Genomic DNA, 21,783 nt, shown 5'->3' with positions numbered 1-21,783 from the left:
ACATCCGAAGGAATCCGACATGCGGACCCCCGCCCTGCCGCTCGCGCTGGCCGCGAGTTTACTCTGCGCGCCGCCGGCGTTCGCGCTTTCCGAGTTCGGCATCGAGGGCATGGGCGTGGTCTCGACCAAGGCCGACGAGACCCGCGCCAGCGTTTCCGCCGACGGACGACGCATCGTCTGGGCCAGCCCCGACCGCGCCGGCGGGCCCGGCGGCGGCGACCTGTGGCAGGCCACGCTGCGCGACGGACGCTGGGTCGACCCGCAGCCGTTGCCGGCGCCGCTGAACTCGCCCGATGCCGATGGCGACCCGTTCTTCAGCGCCGACGGGCGTTGGCTGTACTTCGCCTCCGACCGCGCCGGCGGCCACGGCGGCAGCGACCTGTACCGCGCGCCGGTGCTGGCCGACGGCCGCTACGGCCCGCCGCAGAACCTGGGCGCGGCGGTGAACTCGCGCGGCGACGAGCGCGCGCCGACCCTGTCGCTGGACGGCACCCGGCTATTGTTCGCCAGCGACGGCCACGGCGGCGCCGGCGGCATGGACCTGTTCGTGGCGCGGCTGCAGGGCCAGGCCTTCGGCCAACCGCAGGCGCTGGATGGGATCAACAGCGCCGACGACGAAACCGACGCGGCCTGGCTGGGCGACGGCCGCGCGCTGGTGTTCGCGCGGGCGCGCAAGGCGCAGGGCGCGCAGCTGTTGCTCGCGCAGTGCGCCGGTGGGCACTACGTGCAGGCACAGCCACTGGCGCTGTCGTTCAACGGCGCCGATGGCGACACCCGCGGTGCGGTGCTGGATGCCTCCAAGCCGACCGAGCTGCTGGTGGTCGGCAGCGCGCGCGCACCGAAGGCCGGCAAGCTCGATGTGTACCGGATGAAGGCACCGGCCGCGAGCGGCAGCGGCGATTGTGCGGGTGCGCGCTGACGGCGACGGCTTCGCTGGCGAAACGTCCGCGTGCCGCAGGCCGGTTGCTGCATCTCCGTTTCCACGCGATCGCTGATGCAGTTGGTCGCGGCTGAAGCCGCTCCTACAAAGGCAACGGAGGCGCGCGGCTTTTTGTAGGAGCGGCTTCAGCCGCGACAGACGCAGCGGTGGAGACAACGCCACCGAATTCGATCCGGGGCCGAGCACTCCCCCGAACCGCTCCACCTGCCTCAGACCTCAATACACATCGCGCCGATACCGCCCATCCGCGCTGAGCGCATCCAGCGCATCCTCGCCCAGGATCTCGCGCAAGGCCGCGTCCACGCCGCGGGCCATGCTGTCCAGGCTGCCGCAGACGTGCAGCGTGGCGCCGCGCGCGAGCCAGGCGCGCACTTCGTCGGAGGCGTCGCGCAGGCGATCCTGCACGTAGAGCTTGCCCGGCTGGTCGCGCGAGAACGCCAGGTCCAGCCGCTGCAGGTGGCCGCTGTCCCGCCATGCCTGCAATTCCGCACCGAACAGCGCGTCGTGCGCGGCATTGCGTTCGCCGAACAGCAGCCAGTGCCCATGCACACCGGCCTGCTCGGCTTCGCGCAGCAGGCTGCGCAGGCCGGCGATGCCGGTGCCGTTGCCGATCAGCAGCAAGGGGGCGGCGCCGTGTCGGCGGAAACCGGGGTTGGCGCGCACCCGCGCCTGCACCGCGGTACCGAGCGGCGCGTGCAGGCACAGCCAACCCGAGCCCAGGCCGGCGCTGCCGTCGTCGCGTCGGGTCAGGCGCACCACCAGTTGCAGCAGGCCGTCGGCCGGCACCGAGGCGATCGAGTATTCGCGCAGCGGCAGCTGCGGCAGCGCATCCAGCCAGGCCTGCAGATCGTGCGCGTCCCCGGGCGGCGCCAGTTCGCGATCGGCCAGCGCCGCCTGCAACGGCAGCGGCACGCCAGCGGCGCGCAGCGGCGTGTCCGCTGCCAGGCCATGCGCGGCCAGCCAGGCGAGCACGGCATCCGCGGCGTGACACGGCTGCACTTCCAGGATGTCGCCCGCCTGCCACTGCGCCTGTGCCGGTAGCGCCAGATCGATGCGCCACACCGGCGCGCCGGCACTGCCGGGGTTGAGCAGGGTGCGTCCGGCCAGGCGCCACTCCAGCGCCGGCGGCGCCTGCAACTCCGGCGCCGCGTCCGCCACACCGGTGACCGCGGACAGCTGCCGCTGCCACTGCGCCAGCGCCTGCGGATCGGCGTTGTCCACCTCCACCGCCGGGAACAGCGCCTGCGCGCCCTGCGCGGCCAGCCACTGCTCCAGCCGGCGCGAGAACCCGCAGAAACGCGCGTACTGACGATCGCCCAGCGCCAACAGCGCATAGCCGAGGTCGGGCAGCGCCTGCGCCTGGCGCAGCACCTTCTTCTCGAAGGCGCGCGCCGGGTCCGGCGCCTCGCCGTCGCCGAAGGTGCTGACCACGAACAGCGCGCGCCGCGCACCGCGCAACTGCGCCGCATCCAGCTGCGCCAGCGACTGCACCTGCACCGGCACGCCGGCCGCCTGCAGCTGGCCGGCGGCCTGCCAGGCCAGCCGTTCGGCGAATCCGCTCTGGCTGGCGAACCCCACCAGCCACGGCTCGGCGGCGTCCTGCACGGGCGACGCCAGATCGCGCCGCGCCGTGTGCAACGCGCGCTTCTTGCGTCGCCGGTCCAGGTACAACAGCCAGCCGGTGACGAAGAACAGGGACATGCACAGGCTCGCCAGCATCACCACCACGCGCCCGGCCAGGCCGAAGAAGCTGCCGGTGTGCAGGGCGAACACGCTGCTCAGCAATTGCCGGCCCAGCGGCTGCTGCCGGTAGTCCAGGCGGCGCAGGATGCGGCCGCTGCGCGGATCGATCTCCAGGCCGTCGAAGGCCCGGCTGTGCACCGGATCGGCGGCCAGGTAGCGTGCGATGAGCGGCTGCCCGGGACGACTGGGCAGGCGCAGGTCCAGATAGGCGCGGCGCACGTCCGGCAGCGCCGCGAGCGTGGCCTGCAGCCGCGCATAGTCCACCGCCGGCGGCTTGCCGCCGCGGCCGCCGCCCTCGTTGTCCGCGCGTTCGCCGCCGAGCACCGCCACCAGCCCTTGCCGGTACCAGTCGTAGGACCAGTACAGCCCGGTCAGTGCGATCGACAGGTAGATCGCCAGGCACCAGGTGCCGATCACCGAATGCAGGCTCCACAGGAAACTGCGGCCCTGCCGCTTCCATTCCACCACCCACCACGCGCGCCAGCTCCACCACTGCCGCGGCCAGCGCAGGTACAGCCCGGACAGACAGAAGAAGAGCAGCGCGATCGCGCAGGCGCCGGTGACCGCCTTGCCGCGTTCGCCGGCGGCCAGGCGCCGATGCAGGTTCTCGACGAAGGCGAAGAAGCCGGTCAGCCGCGGCTCCGCCACCGTGCGTCCGGTATAGGGATCGAAGTACAGGCGTCCGCCGTCGCGGCCGGCCAGGCGCACGTTGGACGGACGCGTGCCGGTGGGGTCGATCAACATGCGCGTGGTGCGGTGCGTGCCGCCCAGGTCCAGACGCCGCGCCAGCTCGGCCAGCGGCAACGGCGACTCGCCGGCTGCATGGCGCGCGGCCGCCTCGGCCAGCGGCGGGTTGGCCCAGCGCACGATCTCGTCCTCGAACGCCAGCGTGGCCCCGCTCAGGCCCATCACCGACAGCACCAGCCCGGCGCTGATGCCGAACAGCCAGTGCAGCTGGAACAACAGCTTCTTGGTCAAGGCGCGGGACACGTTCGGAAGGCGGCCGCGCATTGTAAATGAGAACGCTTATCGGATCCGCCTCGAGCCGGCCCGCGTCGTCTACCCGCAAACGTGACCGGCAACGCGTTTGCCATGCGCGACACATCCAACAGTCACCGTAACGACATCGCGCCTCGCCAGTTTCTTCACTCCCCCTTGGCTAGCGAGGTACGCGATGTCCTTCTCCCTGCGCGGTTGTCTGGTTCTGCTTGCGTTGTTCACGGCCCAAACGGCGATGGCCGCCACCAGTTGCGCCACGCTGTACGCAGGCGGCAAACCGCCGAGCGTGGATGCCTCGCTGACCGCCCGCACCACCGAGGTCTGCCACACCGAATACGCGATCCTGGCCTCGGGCGTGACCAAGGGCCCGCTGTACTCGGCCGAGCACCTGACCGACCAGCAGGTCGCCGGCGCCGAGGCGATCGGCCGGGTCGGCTCGTTCCACGAGGAAACCGCCATTCCCGCCGCCGACCGCTCCAAGAGCTCGGACTACACCAATACCGGGTTCGACCGCGGCCACATGACTCCGGCCGGCGACGCCTCGACCGAGAGCTCGGAGAAGGAGACCTTCTCGATGGCCAACGTGGTCCCGCAGGACCACAAACTCAACACCGGCGAATGGGCGCGGATCGAAGAGCAGGTGCGGCAGCTGGCCAAGCAGCGCGGCGAGATCTACGTGGTCACCGGCCCGGCCTTCGACGACAACGTGACGACCATCGGCACCGACAAGGTGGAAGTAGCGGACTACGTGTGGAAGGCAGTGTACGAGCCGGGCGTGGGCGCGGCCGCGTACCTGTGCGTGAACGACGACAGCATCACCTGCGATGTGGTGTCGATCGACGACGTGATCACCATGGCCAGCGTCGACCCGTTCCCGTCGATCTCCGCGGCGATGAAGTCCACGCCGATCGCGTTGACGATGCCTTGAAAGCCGGGATTGGGGATTCGGGATTCGGGATTCGTAGCCGCATCGGCCTACTGAGACTGTGTCGATGCCGTAGTTGCATGTAGCGCTGCGAAGGCGGTCTGCAGATGCATTCGCACGCGCAGACCGCATTTCCGCAGACAGGCGGCTCGCCCATCGAATCACCAGCGAATCGCCGCGCGCGTCGCTCAGGCCACGTGCGCGGTCATCGCTTCCACCAGCGCCGCGAACACGGCGCTGCAGGCCGCGCTGCCGCGCAGGTCCTGGTGCATGGTGATCCAGGTCTCCAGGCCCAGCCGCACCTGCTGCGGCAGCACCGGCAGCAGGCTCGGCGTGCGCCGGGCCAGGGCCGCCTGGAAGAAGCCGATGCCGCAGCCGGCGCGGATCAAGGCCAGCTGCGCCAGGTCGCTGTCGGCACGCAGCGCGAACGCCTCGCGGCGCCACTGCGGCAGCCCGGCGCGCGCGGCGCGCAGGAACGGCGTCTCCGCATCGAAGCCGACCAGTGCGTGCTGCCCGAGTTCGTCCAGGTCTTGCGGCGTGCCATGCCGTGCCAGGTAGTCGCGATCGGCGTACAGGCCGATCGCGATCTCGCCGATGCGGCGGGCGATGAGCGGATCCTGTTGCGGCCGGGTCATGCGTACCGCCACATCGGCTTCGCGGTGCAGCAGGTCCTGCACGCGGTTGCTCAGTACCAGTTCCAGCCGCAGCTGCGGATGCGCGCGGCGCAAGCCGGCCAAGACCGGCGGCAACACTTCCGCGCCGATCACCTCGCTGGCGGAGATCCGCACCGTGCCCTGCACCGCTTCGCCGTGGCGGCCGGCCGCGCGCTGCAGCGACGCGGCGATGCTGCGCATGGCCTGCGCATGGCCGCGCAGCGCCAGGGCCGCGTCGGTCGGCAGCAATCCGCTCTGCGAGCGCACGAACAACGGCACCGCCAGCGCCTTCTCCAGCGCCGCCACATGCCGGCCCACGGTGGGCTGGGTCAGGTCCAGCGCACGTGCCGCCGCGGACAACGAGCCCTCCTCCAGCACCGCGAGGAAAGACCGATACAGCTCCCAACCGATGGCGTTGTCCATACATAAATGTATAGCCGATGGCCGATATTCGCCAATTCCTTCGCTATGCGGCGGTGATCACACTGCTCGCATTCCCCGCAACGGAGTCCCCGCATGACAACGACATCCACCGCCCTGGTCCTGGGCGCCAGCGGCGGCATCGGCGGCGAACTGGCGCGCCAGCTGCGCGACGCCGGCTGGCAGGTGCGCGCCCTGCAACGCGGACTCGCGGCCGCCAGCGAAACCCGCGACGGCATCCACTGGCTGCGCGGCGACGCGATGCGCCGCGAGGACGTGCTGCAGGCGGCGCGCGGCTGCGCGGCGATCGTGCATGCGGTCAATCCGCCCGGCTACCGGCGCTGGGCCGAGCTGGTGCTGCCGATGATCGACAACACGATCGCCGCGGCCTGCGCCGAGGGCGCGACCATCGTGCTGCCGGGCACGGTCTACAACTACGGCCTCGATGCCTACCCGGCGCCGGACGAAGACGCCGCGCAGACCCCGGCCACGCGCAAGGGCGCGATCCGGGTCGAGCTGGAGCGGCGCCTGCAGGCTTCGACCGCGCACGGTGCGCGGGTCATCGTGGTGCGCGCCGGCGACTTCTTCGGCCCACGCGTGGGCAACAGCTGGTTCGCGCAGGGATTGGTGAAAGCGGGGCAGCCGATCGCCAGCGTGACGCTGCCGGGCGATCCCGGCGTCGGCCATCAATGGGCGTACGTGCCGGACGTGGCGCGGACCATGCTGCGCCTGCTGGAGCAGCGCGCTACGCTGCCGGCGTTCGCGCGGCTGCACATGGACGGACACTGGGACGCCGACGGCACGCAAATGGCGGCGGCGATCGCACGCGCGCTGCACCGCCACGGCATGGCGCCACCACGGACCCGCCGCTTCCCGTGGTGGCTGCTGACCCTGGCCATGCCCTTCTGGCCGCTGGCGCGCGAACTGCGCGAGATGCGCCCGCTGTGGCGCCATCCGCTGCGCATGCGCAATACGCGCCTGCTACAGACGCTCGGCGAAGAGCCGCACACGCCGCTGGACGAGGCGGTGGAGGCGACGCTGCTCGGGTTGGGCTGCCTGCCGGCAGCGGCAACCGGACCGGCCTTGGCGCAGGCAGGTTCTCCGCACAGCGCGTCATGACCCCGCGTGGCACCGGGAAAGTAACGTATCGCGCCGGGCTCGCGGCAGGTCCCGCTAGACTGCGCCGCCCGGCATTGCCCGCACCTCCCCCATGATCGAACTGTTCGACCTCCGCCAGACGCTGGAAGCTTTCGCTGCATGCAACGACGACCGCGCGGTGTGGGAGCGCTGCGGCTGGGTTCACGCGACGGACGCAAGCGTGCTGGGCGCGCAGTTCTGGTTGGCGCCCAGCGACGACGGCTGCGATGACGAGGACGATCTGCAGGCGGCAGCGCGTACGCTCGGCCTGTCCGAGTTCCTCGAGGCGGCCACGTTCGCCGATGTACTCGACGTACAGAAACGCCAGCGGCCGCTGTCCACGCTGGACGACTACGCCCGCGCGCTGGAGCACTATCTCCAATACGACGCCTTTGCGCAGGTGGAGGGCGTCGACGATTCCCTGGGTACAGCGCCCGAGGCCGAACGGGACATCGCCCTGGCGCTCGGCGTGGGTCCGGGCATCTTCGCCTCGTTCGATCTGGTCCTGACGACGTGCCCGCCGGCGCACCTGAAGGACGTCGCGCGCCGGGTGGCCGCGCAACTGCAGATTCCCTTGGGCCAGGCCCTGCCCCGGTGCCGCGCGCTGCCGCTGCTGCTGGGCGAACGGCTGGACCGCAGGCGCGCCAGCACGCTCGCCTCCGACTTCAGTACGATCGGTGTGCCGCTGCAGGTACGTGGCTACCGTGCGTTCCCATGGATGGCCGCACCCACGCTGGTCTGAACGCCATCGCGGGCGGTGCCGACACGCGCTGCCGAGGCGAGCGGCGCACCGCGTCGCATCGCGCCTCAGCGCGCCTCGCGCAGCCAGCGCGCCACCTGCGGCGCGAAGTAGGTCAGCACGCCGTCGGCGCCGGCGCGCTTGAACGCCATCAGCGACTCCAGCACGCACTTGCGTTCGTCCAGCCAGCCGTTGGCGAAGGCGGCCTTGAGCATCGCGTACTCGCCGCTGACCTGGTAGGCGAAGGTCGGCACGCGGAACTCGTCCTTCACCCGCCGCACCACGTCCAGATACGGCATGCCGGGCTTGACCATGACCATGTCGGCGCCTTCCTCCAGGTCCAGCGCGATCTCGCGCATGGCCTCGTCGCCGTTGGCCGGGTCCATCTGGTAGGTGCTCTTGTCGGCCTTGCCGAGGTTGCCGGCGCTGCCGACCGCGTCGCGGAACGGGCCATAGAACGCCGAGGCGTACTTGGCCGAATAGGCCATGATGCGCACGTGCAGGTGCTCGTCGGCATCCAGCGCGCGGCGGATCGCGCCGATGCGCCCGTCCATCATGTCCGAGGGCGAGACGATGTCCACGCCGGCCTGCGCGTGCGACAGCGACTGCTTGACCAGCGCTTCGACGGTGATGTCGTTGAGCACATAGCCGCGCGCGTCGATGATGCCGTCCTGGCCATGGGTGGTGTACGGGTCCAGCGCCACGTCGGTCATCACCCCCAGTTCGGGGAAACGCGCCTTCAGCGCGCGCACCGCGCGCTGCGCCAGGCCGTCCTCGTTCCAGGCCTCGGCCGCGTCCAGACTCTTGCCGGACGGGTCGATCACCGGGAACAGGTCGATCACCGGGATGCCCAGTTCCAGCGCGGTCTCGGCTTCCTGCAACAGGTCGTCGATCGACAGCCGCTCCACGCCCGGCATCGAGGCGATCGGCGCGCGGCCGGGCAGTTCATGCACGAACACCGGCCAGATCAGGTCGTCGGCGGTCAGGGTGTTCTCGCGCATCAGCCGGCGCGAAAAATCGTCGCGGCGCATGCGCCGGGGGCGGTAATGGGGATGGGCCACGTGAGGCTCCTGCAGGGACGGGTCGGACGTCGCGCACGCGGCACTGCGAGGCGACGCCCGGTCTGCCGAGCCGCGCCGCACGCACCGGCGCGAACGGTGACGGCCACCGCAGCGGTCGTCACCGCCGAATTTTACGCCTGCCAGCCGCAGATGGACGGGAACTGCTGCAACACAGCATGCCGCCGTGCCCGGCATGCACCGGCATGCCGTTAGATCACTCCGCCGCCCAGGCTCAGCCGGATCACCCCGACCACGATCACCAGGCCGTTGAGGATCAGCCCGGTCTTGGCGCGACCGCGGTTCGGGGCCGAGGTGAACAGCAGGCCGATCGCGGCGATGATCGCGCCGAGCGCGGCGAACGGGATCACGAACCAGTTGCCCCAGCCCAGCAGCGGGATGAAGGCCAGGATCATCCACAGCAACGCCACGATGCCCCACAACAGACTGATCAAGCCCATGCAGTCGCCCTACGCTGAATGCCAGTGCGCACCATAGCGCGCGGCCCTGGCGGCGCAAGCCAACTCTTGGCACGGGACTCACGGCGGGCGTGCCACGGTGGCGGCGATGGCGGGTGCGCCGCGGTTCACCGATCGCGCCTATCATCGCGTCGTGAACCGATTCCCAGGGGTGATGCCATGAACGTCCGACCGCTGTTGCCGCTGGCGCTGCTGTTCGCGCTGGCCGGCTGCGCCAGTTCCTCCAAGGTGATGGTCGGCGCGCCGCGTCCGCCGATCGACCCGGCCCTGGTCCAGATCTATTCGACCCCGCCGCTCGGCGCGGTCGACATCGCCCAGCTCGAATCGTCCAGCGCGGCCGGCTTCGGCACCCAGGGCCAGACCGATGCGGCGATGGCCCGGCTCAAGCGCGAGGCGGCCAAGCTCGGCGCCAACGGTGTGGTGCTGATGGGCGTGGCCTCGCAGCGCTCCGGCGGCGGCGTGTCGGTGGGCGCCGGCAGCTACGGCGGCCACGTCGGCGGCGGCCTGGGCATCGGCATCCCGACCACGCAGAAACGCGCCGCCGGGATGGCGATCTGGGTACCGCCGGGGGCGCAGGTGCCGGCGGTGCCACAGCCGCAGCCCCAGCAGCCGTTGCCGCCGGAGTAACGCTGAGCATGGCGTGGCAGTGCAACCAGGCGCGGCTTTTGCTTCCGGAGCGCCGTTCGCCTCGACAATCGGCCGGCAAAGGTCGGAGACCGACCAACGTCGACCCAGCTCCGACGCACGGCTTCAGCCGCTCCCCTGGGGCGGCGAAGCGGCCGAGGCACAGGCGGCCCTCGCCCGACAACCCTTGTAAGTTATTGGCCGGATTATAGTATTCTTCGGACCGCGTGCATTGCGGAGACCTGTCAGGCCTGCGGGTTGGGACCCGCAAAGGTAATGGCAGCTCGTTAGCCTGAGCGCACGGTACAAACCGTCATTGACAGAAGGAATCGTTATGAAACGTTGGATATGGATATTGGTCGGCGCGATTGGGCTGCAGACCAGCGCGACTGCCTCGACGCCTCACGTGCAGTTGGTCTGCCGCATGGACGACCCTTTCCTGTTCTGCTCGAAAGGCTGCGACATACCCGACTACAATTGGAAGCCGGTGGATCCCATCTCTGGCTCATGGGAGCCAGTCTCGCCGTATTGTCCCTATCCGACACCGGTGACGACAAATCATTGCGTAGGATGGACGCCGACAGCCATTGCAGCGCTCGCCCAATACGTGAGCATCTGTCCGGGGGCGTTGAAACAAGGGCAGTGGAAAGGTGCCAAGCCGCCCGAGTTGGTTCCCTTCAAACATTGAGTCGCCTCCGGCCCGCGAAGCGGGCACGTTGCGCGCGTCCGCTGCTGGGCCGTTCCGAGCGCCAATATCAGGGGCTTAGGGCTTGCCGGCACTGTCGGCGATGAACTGGGTTTCCACCGCGGCCTGCAACTGATCCGGCGGCAGCAGGCCCTGGTCCAGCAGGAAGTTGTTGAACTTCAGACGGTCGAACTTCGCGCCCAGCGCCAGTTCGGTGCGCATGCGCAGTTCCATGATGCGGCTGTAGCCGTAGAAATAACTGCCGGCCTGGCCGGGCGCGCGCATCATGTAGCGGTCCAGTTCCTGCCGCGCCATCGCCGGCGACAGGCCGACGTCGTTCTCCAGCACCAGGCGGGCGCGTTCGCGGTCGGTCAGGCCCAGGTTGAGCATCGGGTCGAGCATGGCGCGCGCGGCGCGCAGCAGGCGGAACTGCAGCGCGATCAGCTGCCCGTCCAGCGGTTCGTACGGCACCATTTCGGCCTCGGCGTACAGCGCCCAACCTTCGACGTTCACCGAATTGAACGCGAACATGCTGCGCGCCAGCGAGACGCCGCGCTCGACCATCGCGGTGAACTGCAGCTCGTGGCCGGGCCGGCCCTCGTGCGCGCTCAGCGTCCACGCCGCCGAGCCGAAGTTGAAGTCGTCGTAGTGCTCGCCCTTGCCGGCGGTATCCGGATTGCCCAGCGGCAGCACGAAGGTGCCCTGCTCGCCGGTGTTGCCGACCAGCGGCGCCGGACGGAAATGCGGCGCCGGCTGCGCCGCGCTCTCGGCCGCCGAGCCCAGCCGCATCTGCATGGGCCGCTGCGGCACATCGACGATGCGCTGCTGGCGGATGATCGGATCGATCTGCGCGATGACGTCGCGGTAATGGGTTTCCAGCTGGTCGTTGGCGATGGTGTCGCGCTTGAGCGCGCGGATCACCGCACGGTAGTCGCCGGGATTGTCGACCTTCAGGCCCTTGGCCTTGGCCACCAGCGGCGCCAGCTGCTGCATCGCCGCGCGGGTCTCCATGAATTCCAGTTGTGCGCGCTGCATCAACAGTTGCGGCGCGATGTCGATGCCGACCTGCTTGAGCTGGAAGGCATACAGTTCCGGCGGCAGGCGCGCGTCCTCGCGCGCCTTCGGCAGCACCACCTTGCGCGTCCAAGCGGCGTAGTCCTTGAACTGTTTGTCCATCGCCGCCAGCGCCGGTTCGGCGCCGTCGATCTTGTAGGTCGCGAACAGTTCGCGAATGCCCTTGGCGTAGGTGTCGACGTTGCTCAAGGCCTGCTCGACCTCGCGTCGGGTCGGCGGCAGCAGCGCGCCGTTGGCCAGCTTTTCCTCGTAGCGCTGGCGCGCCAGCACGAGCGAGGAGGTGCTGCCGGGCGCCAGGCCGACATAGCGCTGCAGCCGGTCCAGCGCCTTGGCCCGGCGCGCCGCCGGCACCTGTTCGGACAGCAGATTGTTGAGGCCGCCGAACACCATCTGCGGCGCATCCTGCCACGGCAGCAGCAGGCGTTCGTTCAACGCGCTGCCTTCGGCGGCCTGGTCGGCGGCATGGATCATGATCGCCAGGTCCTGGCGCACGTTGGGATCGCGCTCGACCTCCAGCTTCTCCTGCAGCGCGCGCCGGGCCTTGCCGATCGCGTCGCGATAGCGGCGGGCATTGTCCGGCCCCAGGTCGGCGACCTTGTCGTCGTAGCCCGGCACGCCGAAGAAGCTCACTTCCTCGGGTTGGAACGGCGCCTGCGCCTGCAGCAGGATCTGCGCGAAGTCGTTGCTGCGCTTCACCCATGCCGGGCCGGCGGCCTCGGCCGAAGCGGCGGCGGGCGCGGCCTGCGCGAGGACAGGCAACGGCGCGACCAGGGCCAGCGCGATGGCGAGGACGAGTGGCTTCATCGGTGAATCTCCAGCGGGACGATGCGGCGACCGTACGCGGCGCGCGCACGGCCGGCAAGCTGCCGTAGGTCATGGCCGCGCCGGGTGGCCGGCGATCGCGCGCGACACGGAAGCGACCAGGGCCGCCGCTGCAGGCTCGCCAATCGTAGACACGGCCACACCGTCTGCGGACGGCAGCACGGCGACAGCGCGATGCCCCGCATCCACCCTGCCCGCGCAACGCAGCGACGCGACGGATTCGGCCACGCGGCGTGGGTGCCACTGCGCCGCATGCCGCGGCGGCGCGGAGCTTATTGCGTGCTGTCCGCCTCGGCCGGCGCAGCCGGATCCGCGTCGGTCTGCACCTCGTTGACGGCATCCGCGTCGGAATCGGACTCGGCGTCGGTTTCGATGGCGTCGTCCACTCCGGACTCGACATCCTCGAGCAGCGGAATCGCCTCGCCGGCGTCGGGCAGCACCTGCAGCGTCGTGTAGTGCCATTCGCCGGCATGGCGCTCGGCTTCGATGTACAAGGTGCCGTTGCCGCGCGCGCCGTGCAGCGACACGCTGAGATTGGCGCTGCCGGTGCCGTTGCTGGTGGAAATGCTGCCGCTGGGCATGATCCCGTCCTTGACCGGCGCGCCCAGCGCGGCGATGACCCGCTGGTCGAGCTGCGCGGCCATCAGGCCGACGCGGTACGGCTCGGACGACTTGGTGACGCGTGCGATGCCCATCACGAACACCGCGATCGAGGCCAGCAGCATTGCGCCCAGCAACAGCACCACCAATGGCACCGCCCATTTCCAGTGGCGTGCCCACCAGCCCTTCCGGGCCGCCACCGGCGGCGCGGCGGCGGCGGGGTCAGACACGGGCGAACCGGGTAACGGCGGCGGCGTGGACATGCAGAACTCCTTTTCGGCGAAAGACGGTGCGGGTGGCGATCAGGGCTTGAGGCAACGCGCCAGGAAAGCTTCGGTGGTGCGGTAGCGGTGCAGCGCATTGCTGCCGGACAGGCCGTGCTTCGCCCCAGGATAAGTCATCAGCTCGAACAGCTTGCCGCGCTTCTGCAGCTCGCTCATCAGCGAGGTGGAGTTGGTGAACAGCACATTGTCGTCGGCCATGCCGTGGATCAGCAGCAGCGGCGAATTCAGGCCATCCAGATGCGCGGCCACGCGGCCGTCGCGGTAACCGTCGGGATTGGCCGCCGGCAGGTTCATGTAGCGCTCGGTGTAGTGGCTGTCGTACAGCCCCCAATCGGTCACCGGCGCGCCGGCCACGCCGCAGGCATAGGCCTCGCTGTGCTTGGCCAGCAGCATCAGGGTCATGTAGCCGCCGTTGGACCAGCCGTACACGCCGATGCGCGCGGCATCCACCCACGGCTGCGCCTTCAGCCAGGCGACGCCGCGCAGCTGGTCGTCCACTTCCACCGTGCCCTGGCGCTGGTACAGCGCACCGCCGAAGTCGCGGCCGCGGCGCGGGGTGCCGCGGTTGTCGACCGAGAACACGACATAGCCGTGCTGGGCCAGGTACTGGTCGAACAGCGCGTCGCCGCGCACCGGCCAGCCGTCGAGCACGGTCTGCGCGGCCGGGCCGCCGTAGACGTAGACCACCACCGGATAGCGCTTGGCCGGATCGAAGTCGGCGGGCTTGGTCAGCCGGTAGTGCAGCGGCGTCTTGCCGTCGGCCGCGGTCAGGTGGCCGAACTCGGCCGGACGCTGCGCGTCGCGGTACCTGGCGTAGGGATGCTGCGGATCGGCCAGATCGTTGACCAGCAGCGTGGCGATCTTTTCGCCACTGGCGCGGAACAACTCGATCTGCGGCGGCGTGGCGGTGTTGGACCAGCTGTCGACGTAGACGCTGGCGTTCTTGGCGAAGCTGGCGGCATGCGTGCCGTTGGGCTTGGACAGCTGCTCGATCGCGCCGCCGTCCAGCGGCACCGCGTAGAGCTGGGTCTGGGTCGGCGACTCCCTGGTCGCGGAGAAGTAGACCTTGCCGGCGCCTTCGTCCACCGCCAGCAGCTCGTCCACGATCCAGTCGCCGTGGGTCAGCGGAACCAGTTTGCGTCCGTCTTCCGAGGCCAGGTACAGGTGCTCGTAGCCGCTGCGCTCCGAGCCCCACACGAAGCGCCCGTCCTTGAGGAAATGCAGGTCGTGGTTGAGCGGCACCCAGGTCTTGCTGGTCTCGGTGACCAGCACCCGCTGCTTGCCGCCGGCCAGGGTCGCCTCGATCAGTTCGAGCTTTTTCTGGTCGCGCGACTGGCGCTGGAAGGTCAGCCGCTGCGCATCGCGCCAGTCCACCCGCGCCAGGTAGATGTCCGGATTCTTGCCCAGGTCGATCCACTGCGGCTGCGCGCCGGCGCGCGGCGCGATCGTGCCCAGCTGGATCTTGACGTTGGGCTGCCCGGCCTGCGGATAGCGCTGCTCGATCACCTCGGTGTGGTCGGCATACACCTCCGGGCGCTTCTGCACCGGCACGCCGGATTCGTCGATGCGCGTGAAGGCGATCGCCGAGTCGTCCGGCGCCCACCAGTAGCCGGTGTGGCGGTCCATCTCCTCGTCGGCGACGAACTCGGCCACGCCGTTGCCGATGGTGTCGCTGCCGTCGCGGGTCAGCTGGTGCTGCTGGCCGCTGGCCAGATCGATCACCCACAGATTGCGCGCACGCACGAAGCTGACGTAGCCGCCCTTGGGCGAAATCTTCGGATCGGTGGCGAAACCCTCGCCGTGGGTCAGCTTGCGCACCGCGGCGCTGCCGGTCTTGCGCAGGTCGTACAGATACAGCTCGCCACCGAGCGGGAACAGCAGCGCGTGCGCATCCGGCGCCCACTGGTAATCGACGATGCCGGCATAGGCGGAAATGCGCTGGCGCTCGCGCCGCGCCTTCTCCTCGTCGCTCAGCGTCTCGGTGCCGGGCAGCACCACCTTCGAGTCCACCAGCAAGCGGGTCTGGCCGCTGGCGATGTCGTATTCCCACAGGTCCAGCTGGTTGCGGTCGCTGTCCTTGCCGCGCAGGAAGGTCACCCGCGAACCGTCGGGCGCGACCTGCGGCTTCATCAGGGTCGGCCCCGACAGCGGCTTGCTGCCGGTGATGGCCTCCAGGGTCAGTTTTTCGGCGTGCGCGGGAACGAGGGAAGTGGCGAGCATGAGGGCGAGAGCGGCGAACACAGAGCGCATGAAGGTTCCTGGCGTGGCACTAGCGCGCAAGGATGCGCGCGTGCCGGCGGTTTGAGAAGCGTGACGCGGACGGCTCAGCGCTTGCCGAACAGATGCTTGCGTTCGGCGTCGCTGAGCGGCTTGCCGGCGTCCGGATTGACCTGCTGCTTCAGCGCGTAGGCGCGCTGCGTGGCCGGGCGTGCGCCGATCGCATCGTGCCAGCGCTTGAGGTGCGGGAACGCGGCGTAGTCGGGGGTGAGCCCGTTGTACACCTCGATCCACGGATAGCTGGCCATGTCGGCGATGCCGTACTCGGCGCCGGCCAGGTACTCGCTGTGCGCCAGGCGCTTGTCGAGCACGCCGTGCAGGCGCCGCACCTCGGCGTTGTAGCGGTCGATCGCGTAGCCGATCTTCTCCGGCGCATAGACATTGAAATGGCCCATCTGCCCGCTCATCGGGCCGAGCCCGGCCATCTGCCAGAACAGCCACTCCAGCGCGACGATGCGCCCGCGCGGATCGGCCGGCAGGAAGCGCCCGGTCTTCTCGGCCAGGTACAGCAGGATCGCGCCGGATTCGAACACGCTCTGCGGCGCGCCGCCGTCGGCCGGCGCATGGTCCACGATCGCCGGCATCTTGTTGTTCGGCGAGATCGCCAGAAACTCCGGTGCGAACTGCTCGCCGGCGCCGATGTTGACCGGCTTGATGGTGTAGTCCAGGCCGGCTTCCTCGAGCAACAACGTGACCTTGTGGCCGTTGGGCGTGGGCCAGTAGTACAGATCGATCATGGCGGCGGTCCGGAAACGGGGGCGTCCAGTGTAGCCGCGCCGTGCGCTTGGCAGCATCACGGCGGGCCAGTACCCTGCGCCTTCCTGCAACGCAGCATTCGATACCACGCCATGAGCCCTCCGCGCCCGACGCCCCGCCTGAATCCGCTGTCCAGCCTGATCTTCGCCTCGCGCTGGTTGCAGCTGCCGCTGTACCTGGGATTGATCGTGGCCCAGGGCGTCTACGTGTTCCTGTTCGGCAAGGAACTGTGGCACCTGATCCACGAGGCGCCGAGCCTGGGCGAGCAGCAGATCATGCTGATCGTGCTCGGCCTGATCGATGTGGTGATGATCTCCAACCTGCTGGTGATGGTGATCGTCGGCGGCTACGAGACCTTCGTCTCGCGGCTGGGCCTGGAAGGCCATCCGGACCAGCCGGAGTGGCTGAGCCACGTCAATGCCAGCGTGCTGAAGGTGAAGCTGGCGCTGTCGATCATCGGCATCTCCTCGATCCACCTGCTCAAGACCTTCATCGCGGTCGGCGCGCTGGGCGGCATGCCGCTGTGCTCGCCGGACCAATTGGCCAGCGCCGCAGCCACGGTGGACCTGAAGAGCTGTGCGACGCTGACCCAGACCGGCGTGCTGTGGCAGACCATCATCCACGGCATCTTCATCCTGTCGGCGATCGGCATCGCCTGGACCGACCGGCTGATGTCCGCGCCGCCGAAACCGGCGCACTGACCTCGCGTGCACGGGCTCACGCTTTTCCGGCCGCCGCCACGCGGCCGTCAAGCACGCGGCCGGAGCGGATGCTAGATTGGCAGGTGGGGTGCGCTGGCAGGGACGGGGGAGCCGGACCGGCTGCGCGGGAGAACCACCGCTGCGTATTCATGGCCATCACCGGGGATTAGGGGGAAGCATGTTGCAGGTAACGACATTCGCGAAGGCGCGCCGCATGGCGCCGGTACTGCTGCTGGCCGCGCTGGCCGCCTGTTCCAAGCAGGAGGACGCCGCCCCGGCCACTGCGCCGGCGGCCAAGCCCGCGGCAACGGTGCCGGCCGCACCGCCGGTCTCGGCCAAGGTGCAGTCGATGGGCACCGAGCAGCTGCACGAATCGGCCAGCCAGGCGCTGCGCGAGAACCGCATGTATGCGCCGGCCGGCAACAACGCGGTCGAGTACTACCTGGCGTTGCGCGACAAGCAGCCGGACGACGCCGGGGTGAAGAGCGCGCTGACCGACCTGATGCCGTACACGCTGATCGCCGCCGAGCAGAGCATCAACCGCGAGGACTTCCCGGAAGCGCAGCGGCTGGTCGCGCTGATCGAGAAGATCGACAGCCAGGCGCCGGCATTGCCGCGGCTGAAGCTGGGCGTGAGCAACGGCATGCAGTCCGCGGCGCAACGCAGCCAGGAAGAGACCGACAAGGTCAAGAAGGAGGCCGAACAGAAGGCCAAGCTGTTGGCCGAGCAGCAAAAGCAGGCGCAGCAGCAGGCCAGCGAGGCGCAGGCCGCGCAGCAGATCGCCGCGCAACAGGAAGCCGCGCGCCGCGAGAGCGCGCGCCAGGAAGCCGAGCGCCAGGCCGCCGCCGCGCGCAGCGCGCCGACCCCGGCTCCGGCAGCCGCACAGCCTGCGGCCACGCCACCGCCGGCGGCCGCCACCGCCAGCACCCAATCGCTACGCGCGATCAGCACTCCGGCGCCGCGCTACCCGCCCGAAGCGCTGCGTTCGGGCACCGCAGGCGAAGTGCTGGTGGAGATCACCGTCGGCACCGACGGTTCGGTCACCAGCGCCCGCGTGCTGCGCGCCACCCCGGCACGGGTGTTCGACCGCGAAGCGCTGAACGCGACCAAGCGCTGGCGCTTCGAGCCGGTCAGCGCGCCGGTCACGACGCGGCGCACGTTGGCGTTCAATCCCGGCGGCTAAGAAAAAAAGCCCGGCTCCGCCGGGCTTTTTTTGGGATTAGGGAGTCGGGATTGGGGATTCGTAAAAGCAGCGCAAATGCATCGCTGCAGGAACGCCCTTCGCTCTTACGAATCTCCAATCCCGACTCCCCAATCCCGGCTTCACCCCGATATCGCCAACCGCTCCTGCCGGTAGCGACGCACCGCGGCCAGCCACAGCACCGCGGCCAGGCCGAAGCCGGCGGCCAGGTACACCGCCCAGATCTGCAGGTCGATCGGTTCGCGGCGGATGATCTTCAGCAGCATCTGGTTCTGCGCCAGGAACGGCACCGCGAACTGCCACAGCGTGGTCTTCAGCGGATACACCATCAACGCGTAACCGGGCAGCATCGGCAGCAGCATCAGCCAGGTCATGTGGCTCTGCGCTTCCTTCATGCTCTTGGCCGCGGCGGCCAGCAGGGTCAGCAGCGAGGTGCCGATGAACAGCATCGGCAGCAGCACGAACAGCATCTGCAGCATCGCCACGAAGCTGACGTTGAGCTGGCGGCCGATGCCGCTGGCGACCTGCGCGCTGAGCTTGAACGCGAGCAGGGTCAGCAGCAGCGAGGCCAGCCCGACCACGCACGCGGCGGCGATCTTGCCGCTGACGATGGCGCCGCGCGAGGCCGGCGTGGCCAGCAGCGGCTCCAGCGATTGCCGCTCGCGTTCGCCGGCGGTGGCGTCGAGGATCAGATAGGCGCCACCGATGAACGAGGTGATGCTCAGCAGCACCGGCAGCAGCATCGCCAGCAGCACGCCGCGCTTGGCCTCGGCCGTGGCCAGGTCCTGGACGGCCATGTCCAGCGGCCGCGCCACCTGCGCATCGACGCCGCGCGCCAACAGCCGCAGCGCGCCGACCTGCTGGCTGTACATGCTCAGCGCCGTCTGCACGCGCGTGGTCGGGATGTCGGCATCGCGGCGGGTGCTGTCCTTGATGATCTCCACCAGCGCCGGCCGCCCCTCGCGCCAGGCGTTGGCGTAGTCCTCGTCGATCTTCAGCGCCAGGTCCACGTCCTGGCTGCGGATCGCCGCGGTCAGGTCCTTGGGCGGGGCGACCGCGTTCAGGCCTTGCGCGGCGAGGAACGCGACCAGGTTCGGCGCGCGCTCGCGGCCGATCACCGGGATATTCAGCGGCTTGTCGATCTGGGTCCTGACCCGGCTCTCGGCCAGCGCGCCCATGCCCAGGATCAGCGCCGGATACAGCAGCGGGCCCAGCAGCAGCGCCAGCGCCAGGGTCCGGCGGTCGCGCCCGAGGTCGCGCAATTCCTTGCGCATCACGGTGAAAACGGTTCGAAACAGGCTCATGCGTGCAGTCCCTCGTCGCTGCCGATCGCCTTGACGAAGGCGTCTTCCAGATTGTCTTCGCCGGTCAGGGCGCGCAGTTCGTCGGCCGTGCCGGCGGCCACCACCGTGCCCTTGGCGACGATGACGATGCGATCGCACAGCGCCGCCACCTCCTGCATGATGTGGCTGGAGAAGATCACGCAACGCCCTTCCTCGCGCAGCCCGCGCAGGAAGCCGCGCATCGCGCGGGTAGTCATCACGTCCAGGCCGTTGGTAGGTTCGTCGAGGATCACGTTGCGCGGGTCGTGGACCAGCGCGCGCGCGATCGCGGTCTTGGTGCGCTGGCCCTGGCTGAAGCCCTCGGTCTGGCGGTCGAGGATGTCGTCCATGTCCAGCGCCGCCGACAGCAGCCGCGTGCGCTCGGCGATGCGCGCCGCCGACAGCCCGTGCAGTTCGCCGAAGTAGGCGATGTTCTCGCGCGCGGTCAGGCGCTTGTACACGCCGCGCGCATCGGGCAGCACGCCCAGCGCGCGGCGCACCGCCAGCGGATCGGCGCCGACGTCGATGCCGTCCACGCGCACCTGGCCCTGGTCGGGCGCCATCAGCGTGTACAGCATGCGCAAGGTGGTGGTCTTGCCGGCGCCGTTGGGACCGAGCAGGCCGGTGATCTGGCCGTCGGCGGCTTCGAAGCTGACCCCTTGCACCGCCTGCACGACGCCGGCCTTGGTCTTGAACGCCTTGTGCAGATTGTCGGCGACGATCATGCGCACTCTCCCCTGCGAAACGCTGCGCGGCTCATGGTTCCCATCCGTTGAATGAAGTGAAGGCCGGCACGCCGCTCATCGCGTCCAGGCAGGTGGCGTCGAGCTGCTTGGCATCGGCGTTCTCGAAGAACTGGCTCAGCAGCTTGGGCATGCAGCCCAGGGTCATGGTGCCGTGGCCCTGGCCGCGCACCACCAGGTGGCGGCCGTTGGGCAGGCCCTGCAACACGCGCGCGGCATAGCGCGGCGGGGTCACCGGATCCAGCTCGCCGGAGGTCAGCAGCACCGGCAGTTCGGATTTGAACGGCGCGGTGAAACCGGCCGGGCGCGTCCCGGTCGGCCATGCCGGACAGGCGGCGAAGAACATCTGCGCCACCTCCGGGCCGAGCAGGGTTTCGCCGCCGGCGGCAGGCGGGTGGTAACGGTCGGCATCTTCGGCGCAGATCACCGACCACTGCATGCCGCGGTTCATCTGCCCGTCCAGTTGCTTGCCCATCATCTTCGCCAGCGACATCAGCGGCGCATAGCGTTCGTGCGCGGCCTCGTCCAGCACCAGCGGCAACAGCGACGCGGTCTGCGGCGCGTACGAGAACGAGAACGCCAGGCTGGTGACGGTGTCGGCGGTCACCCGGTCGTGCTTGCTCTCGCCGCTGGCCGGGTCGCGATAGTCCACGTCCGCCGGCGCCTGCCGCAGCCGCTCCACCACCGTGCGCAGCTGCGCGCGGGTGTCGGTGGGAAAACGTTTGGCGCAGGCCGGGGTGGCCCTGCACTGCTCCGATTGCAGCTTGATCGCATCCTCGAAGGTGGTGGCGAATTCGCCGCCGACCACCAGGTCGTTCGGCGCCACGCCGTCGATCACCACGCTGCGGGTGTGCGCCGCATAGCGCGCCGCGTACTGCTGGGCGACGCGGGTGCCGTAGGAGCCGCCGATCAGGTTGAGCTTGTCCGTGCCGAGCGCGGCGCGCACCGCATCCAGGTCGGCGATGGCCTGGGTGGTGGTGTAGTAGCGCGGATCGGCGCGGCCCTGCAGCGACTGCGCGCAACGCCGCGCGTAGTCGAGCAGCTCACTGGCGGTGGGCGCGCGCGCCGGATCGGCCAGCTGCATTTCCTTGCCGTCCGCGCCCAGGCAGGTCAGCGGATTGGACTGGCCGGTGCCGCGCTGGTCGATCAGGAACACGTCGCGGCGCTTGCGGGTTTCGCGCAAGGCCATGTCGACGATGCTGGCCACCTCGGTCGCCGCCTGACCCGGGCCGCCGGCGAGGAAGAACACCGGATCCGGATCGCTGCCGCCCTGGCCGGTGACCGGCAACCAGGCGATGTTGAGTTCGATCTTGCGTCCGCCAGGCACCGCCGGATTCTCCGGCACCGGCATGCGCGTGCATTGCGCCTCGACGTTGTTGGACGCGACCGGACTGGTCAACGTGCAGGGATGGAAGCGCAGCGTGCCGTAGCTGCGCCCCGCATTCTGCGGGGCCGGTCCGTGTCCGCCTTGGCAGGCGGCGAGCAGCAAGGTCGCCGCGACGACGGCGAGCGGTCTGCATGGGTGTCGCATGGTTCGCATCCTTGAGTTCATGGCTTGCAGGATGCCATGCCGGAGCATGGCGTCGTAGGTGACCGATGGC

19 protein-coding genes are annotated in these 21,783 nt (G+C 69.7%); 8 read left to right on the top strand and 11 right to left on the bottom strand.

Translation table 11 applies throughout. The annotated features are described in order from the left end of the window. Positions 1–19 precede the first annotated feature (19 nt). The gene (locus tag JR064_RS07765; RefSeq protein ID WP_206229329.1) at positions 20–919 is read left to right on the top strand and encodes a TolB-like translocation protein; all 900 of its coding nucleotides are present in this window, start codon (positions 20–22) and stop codon (positions 917–919) included. Positions 920–1,156: 237 nt separating this feature from the next. On the opposite strand, the gene JR064_RS07760 is transcribed toward JR064_RS07765, so the two are convergent. Next, positions 1,157–3,661, bottom strand: coding sequence for a PepSY domain-containing protein (locus tag JR064_RS07760; RefSeq protein ID WP_206229328.1), 2,505 nt, complete (start codon positions 3,659–3,661; stop codon positions 1,157–1,159). A gap of 196 nt (positions 3,662–3,857) precedes the next feature. Between JR064_RS07760 and JR064_RS07755 the strand changes: the two genes are divergently transcribed. Next, a complete protein-coding gene (locus tag JR064_RS07755; RefSeq protein ID WP_179571030.1) occupies positions 3,858–4,610 on the top strand; it encodes a DNA/RNA non-specific endonuclease in 753 nt (250 codons plus the stop codon). A gap of 185 nt (positions 4,611–4,795) precedes the next feature. Here JR064_RS07755 and JR064_RS07750 read toward each other — a convergent pair whose 3' ends face one another. Continuing rightward, positions 4,796–5,683, bottom strand: a complete 888-nt coding sequence (locus JR064_RS07750) for a LysR family transcriptional regulator (protein ID WP_206229327.1) — start codon at positions 5,681–5,683, stop codon at positions 4,796–4,798. A gap of 93 nt (positions 5,684–5,776) precedes the next feature. Here JR064_RS07750 and JR064_RS07745 point away from each other — a divergent pair, with 93 nt between their 5' ends. Next, positions 5,777–6,799, top strand: a complete 1,023-nt coding sequence (locus tag JR064_RS07745; RefSeq protein ID WP_206229326.1) for an NAD-dependent epimerase/dehydratase family protein — start codon at positions 5,777–5,779, stop codon at positions 6,797–6,799. Positions 6,800–6,890: 91 nt separating this feature from the next. Then, a complete protein-coding gene (locus tag JR064_RS07740; RefSeq protein ID WP_206229325.1) occupies positions 6,891–7,559 on the top strand; it encodes a DUF7716 domain-containing protein in 669 nt (222 codons plus the stop codon). Between the two features lie 65 nt (positions 7,560–7,624). Here JR064_RS07740 and hemB read toward each other — a convergent pair whose 3' ends face one another. Both hemB and JR064_RS07730 read right to left on the bottom strand, forming a co-directional pair. After that, the gene (gene hemB, locus JR064_RS07735; RefSeq protein ID WP_206229324.1) at positions 7,625–8,617 is read right to left on the bottom strand and encodes a porphobilinogen synthase; all 993 of its coding nucleotides are present in this window, start codon (positions 8,615–8,617) and stop codon (positions 7,625–7,627) included. A 209-nt stretch (positions 8,618–8,826) separates the two neighbouring features. Next, entirely contained in the window at positions 8,827–9,075 is a 249-nt protein-coding gene (locus tag JR064_RS07730) for a hypothetical protein (protein WP_206229323.1), read from the bottom strand. 177 nt (positions 9,076–9,252) lie between these two features. Between JR064_RS07730 and JR064_RS07725 the strand changes: the two genes are divergently transcribed. Both JR064_RS07725 and JR064_RS07720 read left to right on the top strand, forming a co-directional pair. Continuing rightward, the gene (locus JR064_RS07725; RefSeq protein ID WP_206229322.1) at positions 9,253–9,720 is read left to right on the top strand and encodes a hypothetical protein; all 468 of its coding nucleotides are present in this window, start codon (positions 9,253–9,255) and stop codon (positions 9,718–9,720) included. Between the two features lie 331 nt (positions 9,721–10,051). Further along, entirely contained in the window at positions 10,052–10,405 is a 354-nt protein-coding gene (locus JR064_RS07720) for a hypothetical protein (RefSeq protein ID WP_206229321.1), read from the top strand. A gap of 75 nt (positions 10,406–10,480) precedes the next feature. Here the strand turns inward: JR064_RS07720 and JR064_RS07715 are convergent, their stop codons facing one another. The 4 genes from JR064_RS07715 to JR064_RS07700 form a co-directional block, all read right to left on the bottom strand. Then, positions 10,481–12,280: a DUF885 domain-containing protein gene (locus tag JR064_RS07715; RefSeq protein WP_206229320.1), complete on the bottom strand. Its 1,800-nt coding sequence runs from the start codon at positions 12,278–12,280 to the stop codon at positions 10,481–10,483. A 290-nt stretch (positions 12,281–12,570) separates the two neighbouring features. Continuing rightward, entirely contained in the window at positions 12,571–13,161 is a 591-nt protein-coding gene (locus tag JR064_RS07710) for a cytochrome c oxidase assembly factor Coa1 family protein (RefSeq protein ID WP_179571036.1), read from the bottom strand. A 39-nt stretch (positions 13,162–13,200) separates the two neighbouring features. Further along, on the bottom strand, positions 13,201–15,432 hold the full coding sequence (locus tag JR064_RS07705) for a S9 family peptidase (RefSeq protein ID WP_206229319.1): 2,232 nt from the start codon (positions 15,430–15,432) through the stop codon (positions 13,201–13,203). Between the two features lie 74 nt (positions 15,433–15,506). Beyond that, positions 15,507–16,196 (bottom strand): glutathione binding-like protein, encoded by a 690-nt coding sequence (locus JR064_RS07700; RefSeq protein ID WP_179571038.1) that lies wholly within the window; start codon positions 16,194–16,196, stop codon positions 15,507–15,509. Positions 16,197–16,307: 111 nt separating this feature from the next. Here JR064_RS07700 and JR064_RS07695 point away from each other — a divergent pair, with 111 nt between their 5' ends. Both JR064_RS07695 and JR064_RS07690 read left to right on the top strand, forming a co-directional pair. Then, a complete protein-coding gene (locus JR064_RS07695) occupies positions 16,308–16,916 on the top strand; it encodes a TIGR00645 family protein (RefSeq protein ID WP_179571039.1) in 609 nt (202 codons plus the stop codon). A gap of 178 nt (positions 16,917–17,094) precedes the next feature. Beyond that, positions 17,095–18,099, top strand: a complete 1,005-nt coding sequence (locus JR064_RS07690; RefSeq protein ID WP_206229318.1) for an energy transducer TonB — start codon at positions 17,095–17,097, stop codon at positions 18,097–18,099. Positions 18,100–18,239: 140 nt separating this feature from the next. Here the strand turns inward: JR064_RS07690 and JR064_RS07685 are convergent, their stop codons facing one another. From JR064_RS07685 to JR064_RS07675, 3 genes are read right to left on the bottom strand one after another with little or no spacing between them, the layout of a single operon-like run. Beyond that, on the bottom strand, positions 18,240–19,421 hold the full coding sequence (locus JR064_RS07685; RefSeq protein WP_179571041.1) for an ABC transporter permease: 1,182 nt from the start codon (positions 19,419–19,421) through the stop codon (positions 18,240–18,242). Then, positions 19,418–20,164, bottom strand: a complete 747-nt coding sequence (locus tag JR064_RS07680) for an ABC transporter ATP-binding protein (RefSeq protein ID WP_179571042.1) — start codon at positions 20,162–20,164, stop codon at positions 19,418–19,420. The genes JR064_RS07685 and JR064_RS07680 overlap by 4 nt, the downstream gene beginning before the upstream one ends. A gap of 31 nt (positions 20,165–20,195) precedes the next feature. Then, on the bottom strand, positions 20,196–21,713 hold the full coding sequence (locus tag JR064_RS07675) for an alpha/beta hydrolase (protein ID WP_179571043.1): 1,518 nt from the start codon (positions 21,711–21,713) through the stop codon (positions 20,196–20,198). Positions 21,714–21,783 lie beyond the last annotated feature (70 nt).

This window comes from Xanthomonas bonasiae (assembly GCF_017163705.1).
Classification (GTDB): Bacteria; Pseudomonadota; Gammaproteobacteria; order Xanthomonadales; family Xanthomonadaceae; genus Xanthomonas_A; species Xanthomonas_A bonasiae.
Note: the sequence above shows the minus strand (reverse complement) of the source record. Positions and strands in the feature narration are given on the sequence as shown.